Annotated in this window: 3 protein-coding genes; 1 reads left to right on the top strand and 2 read right to left on the bottom strand. The window is 61.3% G+C overall.

The genetic code is table 11. The features are described from left to right. Positions 1–135 precede the first annotated feature (135 nt). The gene (locus tag SY1_RS04025) at positions 136–2,262 is read right to left on the bottom strand and encodes a methyl-accepting chemotaxis protein (protein WP_015556266.1); all 2,127 of its coding nucleotides are present in this window, start codon (positions 2,260–2,262) and stop codon (positions 136–138) included. A 1,100-nt stretch (positions 2,263–3,362) separates the two neighbouring features. Between SY1_RS04025 and SY1_RS04020 the strand changes: the two genes are divergently transcribed. Continuing rightward, positions 3,363–3,596, top strand: coding sequence for a hypothetical protein (locus SY1_RS04020; RefSeq protein ID WP_208872783.1), 234 nt, complete (start codon positions 3,363–3,365; stop codon positions 3,594–3,596). Positions 3,597–5,663: 2,067 nt separating this feature from the next. On the opposite strand, the gene SY1_RS12325 is transcribed toward SY1_RS04020, so the two are convergent. After that, positions 5,664–5,939 carry a hypothetical protein gene (locus SY1_RS12325; RefSeq protein ID WP_243440577.1) on the bottom strand — a complete coding sequence of 92 codons (276 nt, stop codon included), beginning with the start codon at positions 5,937–5,939 and terminating at the stop codon, positions 5,664–5,666. Positions 5,940–6,000 lie beyond the last annotated feature (61 nt).

The following is a 6,000-nucleotide window of genomic DNA, read 5'->3' as shown; positions in this document are numbered from 1 at the left end:
CCTTTGGCGGCACCTCCCCTAAGGGGAGGCGAGGCAACCCCTCCGACCAAAGTCTGCCTCCCCAACAAGGGGAGGCAGACCATAGTATCTCTTTAAGTTAAGAGCGATTGGGATTGGCCCTTCAGACTTTAGCAATCAGCCTTTTAAAGCCGCCCTCCCGGCGCCCGAAGCGCCCGCGGACACCTTGAAGCGCGAAAGGGCCCCCTTCAGTCTGTCCGCCAGGACCGCAAGGCCGTCCGCCTGCTTCGCAACTTCCTCCGCCACCCTGGCCGTCTCATCCGAGGAGCTCTGTATCCTCTCCATGTTCTGAAGCATGTCCACCGTCGATTTTGTCGCGGCATCGATGCCCGAGGCGATCTCCCGACTTGACGCTGCCTGCTCCTCCGCCACCGCCGCGATGTTCTGGATTCGGTCGTTCGCCTTGTCTATCTGCCCCATGGCCTCGTTCAGGGACTCCTTGGCCTTATCCGCCTTCTCCGTCGTCCGCGTCAGAAGCTCAGAGGACTCCGTGCTCGAATTCATCGTGTCCCTCGCCCCGGCCTGCAGCGTCGTGATCAAGCCCTTGATGTTGTTCGCCGCCTGACCGGAATCCTCCGCCAGCTTACGGACCTCCTCAGCGACAACGGCAAAGCCACGCCCGGCCTCTCCGGCCCGCGCCGCCTCGATCGCGGCGTTCAGCGCCAGCAAGTTCGTCTGATCCGCTATCGACGTGATGACCCCAACAAATCCGCTGATCTGCCCCACGGATTCCACAAGCTCGCGGAGCCTCTCCCCGCTCTCCTCGGACTTCTTGAACAGAAGGCCCATATCCTCGATCGTCTCCTGTACCATCTCCACCGCCTGGCCTGAGACCACCGTGGTCTGAGAGATGAACTCCGCACAGTCCGTCGCCGCCTGTGCCGCGGTCATCGACGCCGCGGACATCTCCTCCGTCCCCGCGTTGCTCTCCTGCAGCGATGACGAGTTCGACTCGCAAAGCGACACAACGCTCTCTATGGCCTGTTTTGCGTTTGCGATGGACTCGCTGGACTGACTTGACGAGGTGCGCATCGTGTCCGCGCTCTCTGCGCTGCGCTCCGCAATCTCCATGGCTTCCGTTATCGTCCGGCGCTGTGCCCCAACCATCTCGATGAGGGCATCCGACAGCTTGCCCAACTCGTCGTTCCTCTCCTCGCCCAGATCCGCCCGTGTCAACGTCAGGTCCCCGCCCCCAGCCCGTTCTGCCACGGACACCAAAAGCGAGAGCGGCTTCGTGATCATCCGTGAGATCAAAAACGCTATCAGCAGCCCGACAACCACAGAGACCACCGTCAAGGCAATCAACATCAGGACGGAGAGGCTCAAATTGTCATCCGTTTGAGTGATGATTCCCCTCGTGCGTTTCTGCGACACATCGAAGATGGCGTCGCTCAGCTCGTCCAGGTCGTCCCCCTGCTGTTTGACGATCTTTGTGAGCTCGCTGATTCGGACGAGCTGGTCCGCCAGCTCCCTCACGCCAGTCGAAAAGGCGTGCAGGTGCGTCAGTGCGTCCGCAAGGTCTCTGCGGATCTCCTCCGAGCGCGTATCATCCAAAAGCTTCTGTCCCCGCTTCCCCATCGCGTCCACCCGCGAGAGGATGGCATCGATGCCCGAGACGTCACGGTTCGCCATCACCCAGGAGTAGCTTCTGCGGACCTCCCCTATCTCCGTGGTCAGCGCCTCGCCCTCGCGGACCCTCTCGAGCCTGCGCTGGGCCTCGGTGGCGTTCCCTGCCGAAATGTCATTCTGCAGCTTCCGGTATATGGGCACAAGGGCTTCGTTGAGCTTGTCCAAAAACTCCTGAGAATCCTTGGCCAGGCCCTGCACCGTGTTCCGCTTCGCCTCCGCGAGGGAGACGACCTCCTCCATGTTTTTGGAGTAGGCCTCGAGGGGACCCTTCAGGTCCGAGATCCTGCTCAGGGCGACCAGTCGGGGGTCCTCCCGATACATCCTCTCACCACGGGCGATACCCTCCTCCAGGGCCTTCAAGGAGTCACGCCCTGTCTTCATATCATCGGCGTCCTCCGCGTACAGATATCCCCTGGCGGAAAAGCGCAGGCCGCTTATTCCGTCGTTCAGGTCCGTGATCAAAGCGAGCACCTCGGATATCTTCGCCATCAAGCGGTTGTCCTCCTGCACCCCCGAGATCTTCGCCCGGGAAAATGCCACCGCGACGACGAACACCAGCAGCACCAGCCCAAACCCCAGAGATAGCTTCAGCGAAATCCTCATGTTGCGAAACATACAGTTCACTCTCCTCAAAATAGCGTCCTGCCCCGATAGCCGATTCGAAAACGCTCCCTATATTAAAGCCAACTCCACGGATAATGTCAATAAAATTCCTGGCAAGTTCAATAACTTAAACTGTTTTTTCAAAAATATAGTAAATACCAAAATAGCCTAAACACACCGGGTGCTCTTTTTTGCCTGTGAGTTGGGATGAAATGAGGGAGGGGAGGGGCACCTCCCCTTGCGGGGGAGGCGAAAGCGAAGAGGCGCGTTTTTCAGGCCCCCTGATGAAGCCCCTAAGCTATGCCCCGTTTCTTGGGCACAGCCCACTGCGTTCGCTGGCAGTCTGCTTGTGCAAGGGGGGCTGTCGAGCCTCGAAGGGAGGACTGAGAGGTTGTTTTGGCCCCGAAGGGGATCGTCCTCTCGCTCTTTCGCTGATCTGCCCCGCCCCCGCGCTTTCAATCCGCCTCGGGGCGTGCGTATTTCTACGATGTCCCCCTCCGTGTATCCTTACGTTGTCCGTCGGAAGCCCATCCCCTAATGCTTCCTCCCGGACGGGACGAGCGTCATCGAGTTCTTCGAGACAGCGAACAGGAGCACGAGCTTCCACGAGTTCCATATCTTCAACAAGAGGGTGGAGTTCAGCGACGGGGAGGATGTGCCCCCAGATGGCCGACGACGTGAAGACGATCCTCGATGAGGCCGGAGTCTCCCGCGAGGCGTTCGACACGGACACGAACGGCGTCCGGGGTCGGCGGGGGAGGAAATAGCGGGGGACAGGGTTTTACCCCCGCCCCCTCCCGTCGCCTACCGTCTTACGACGGTGGAGCCTGGCTTAAAGCAGATGCTTACCGTCAGGTGTCCCAGCTTCAGATGGAGCTTGAAGCTGAGGCTTCTCAGCCAACGAAACACGTGAGGTTCCTCCCTTCAAATCAAAAAGGGATGTTCGCCCCGCTAGAGACGAACCAACACGAGGGGTTGCCCCGTGAAGACTGAAGACGGCAGAGTAGCGGTCCCTCAACTGGCTGATACGGTATCCATATTTTATCAGAGCAGGATAAAAATATCTCCCTTTTCTTCAGCGCTAGCGGACGCTAAGAAAAGGGAGGCACCTCATGATGTTTCATTGGCTGGCTAGATTATACCACAAAAAAAGAGCCTCTTTCCCGTGTTCTTTGAAGCTGGCGAACTCCAAAGAGGAAAGAGGCACGCTCTCATATGCGGCTAGATTATACCACAAAAAGCGCCTCCTTGAAATTTCGGCGCTAGCGAACACCGAAAAAGGAGGCACCCCTGCAATAGCTGAGGTAAGTATACCACACGCCCCTCTCCAGGAGGGGCTTTTTTGATACCAGGAGGGAATCATGAAAATCCACCTGCCCGACAAAGGACTGACCCTCAGTTTCCCCGACGACATGACCGAGGACCAGATGCGCGACGCCATCAACCGAAATTTCTACCCGGAGAAGCTGTCTTCTCAATCGCTCACCCCTGGGGCTGATGCTCTCCGACCCGTTGCAGAACATGGCGACATTTGGGCTGGGCAAGCTGTTCCCCAACGCCGGGGCCGTCACCCGCACCCTGGGAGGGCTCGCGCTCAACATGGGGGGCGAGGGGTTGGAGGAGGTCCTGGAGGGCGTAGCGGCGAACAAGGCCGTGGGAGACCCCAACGACTGGAGCGAGCTGGGGTACGAGGGTCTTCTGGGGGCCCTGTCCGGTGGGTTGTTCGGGGGCGGCGGCATGGCGGTTAATGCCGCAGTCAACGCACTAACGAAGGGCAACAAGAGCACTCCCCCCGCCGCAGAGACAGGCGCTGCACAGGCCCCCACTGACCCTGTGGCCGGGGCCTTGGAGGAGATTCGCAGGGAGGACGACACCCGGCAGGCGCTCTCCGGCACGGAGCGTGCCGAGCTGCTGCGATGGGCACATGGGGAAACCGGGCGCATGGCCGAGGAGGCGCAGTTTGCCGAGGACGGAACGCCGGAGAACCCGCTGAGCGAGGCTGACCTTGTGCGGTATCAGGAGATACAGGACGCTATGAAGCGCAGGGACTACGCTGCGCTCTCAGCGATGCGGGGGGAGGCGGAGGATGCCCGGAATGTAGCCCAGCAGGATGGAGAGCAGTACGAGCAGCAGGGCGTAGGGCCTGCACAGACAGCGCCCCGACAGGCGGAGAGTACAGGGGCTAGGGGAACCGTACGCACCCGGACGCCCGCCGAGCTGCGTCAGCTGGCCAAAGACGTGGAGGCAAGGATGATCGCCGCGGGCCACGACGTTGAGGAATCCAAGGCCATGGGCCTGCTGGCGTCGGAGTTCGCGCATCGCTTTGCGGAGCGCACGGGCACGGAGGCAAAGGACGCGCTGAACATCGAGTTCCGGCGGGGGAAGGCACAGGAGAAACGGGGGACGCAGGGCAAGGGGTACGCTCAATCCTCGACACGCCAGAGCGAGGAGTACGACCCCGGCGACCCGAAGACCTGGCCGGTCGGGGCCGCCCGGGACGAGGCGTTGGCGCTCGAGGCGTGGCAGAACTTCGAGAACGACGATGAGGTAGAGACCTGGCCGGAGAGTCCGGAGAAAACTCGTGCCCTGGAACTCCAAAAGGAGAGCAGGCAGATCGATGCGTGGATTGAAAACCTGCCCCGTGAGGAGTTCGACCGGAGGCTGCGGAGCGACGACCCGGAATTCGTCTGGAAGAACGAGCGGGGGACGGAGCTCGAAAATGAATTGCACGCGCTGAGAAAAAGCCTGAGGAAGGGAAAGCCCAAGGGGGCCGAAAGGCGTCTACTCCAGCTCATCGAGGCCGAGGAGGAGGCCGCGGCACGGGAGGCGGAGGAGGAGTACTACCAGCGGCAGGCCGAGGAGACCAAGAACATCCGCCACGGGCGGGCTGCTATGGAGAAAGTCATCGCCGAGCACACCGACGTGATGGACGCCACGTTAAAAACTTTGCCTGTGGGTTGGGGCGCCCCCAACGGCAGGACGTACTTCCTGCCGGACGGGACGAGCATTATTGATTTCTTCGAGACCGCGAACAAGAGCACCAGCTTCCACGAGTTCGGGCACCACATCCTCAACAAGGTGATGGAGTTCAGCGGCAGGGAGGGCGTGGACCCTCAGATGGCGAAGGACGTGGAGACAATCCTCAAGGAGGTGCACGTCTCCCGAAAATCATTCGACGCCGATATAAAGAACGCCCGCAGGCGAGCGCACGAGTTCTTCGCCCGCGGGTTCGAGAAGTACCTGGCCGAGGGGAAAGCCCCGACAAAGACCCTGCGGGACGTGTTCTCGCGCATCCGCAACTGGATGATCGAGGTTTACGAGAGGATTGCGAACATCCCCGGCAAACAGCTTTCCGACGAGATGCGGGGCGTCTACGACCGGCTGTTCGCCTCGGACGGTGCGTTCGGCGACGTCTACGGCGCGGAGGACGTGAAGGCCGGAACAAACGCCCCGGCCCAAACGCAGGAGATGGTCACGACCACGACCCGGAAGGGTGTGGAGGTTGTCATGCGGAGGGCCAGCAGCCCCGCGTGGCGCACGGCGGAGACGGACGCCGTGGCCGAGGAGCTGGAGCGCAAGATGCTGGCCGTCGGCAAGGACCGCGAGGAGGCGCGGGTGTTCGCCAGGGTCGGTGCATCCGTCGCCGGGATGCTGGCGCGGCGCGCCAATATCTCCCCGGCCGACGCCATGAAGCTGACGCTCCGGCGCGGCGAAGACGCCGTGCAGAGTGAAGGGTTCGCGCAGCCGGTG

The organism is Fretibacterium fastidiosum (assembly GCF_000210715.1).
GTDB classification, from domain to species: domain Bacteria; phylum Synergistota; class Synergistia; order Synergistales; family Aminobacteriaceae; genus Fretibacterium; species Fretibacterium fastidiosum.
This window is presented reverse-complemented; position numbering and strand designations above follow the sequence as displayed.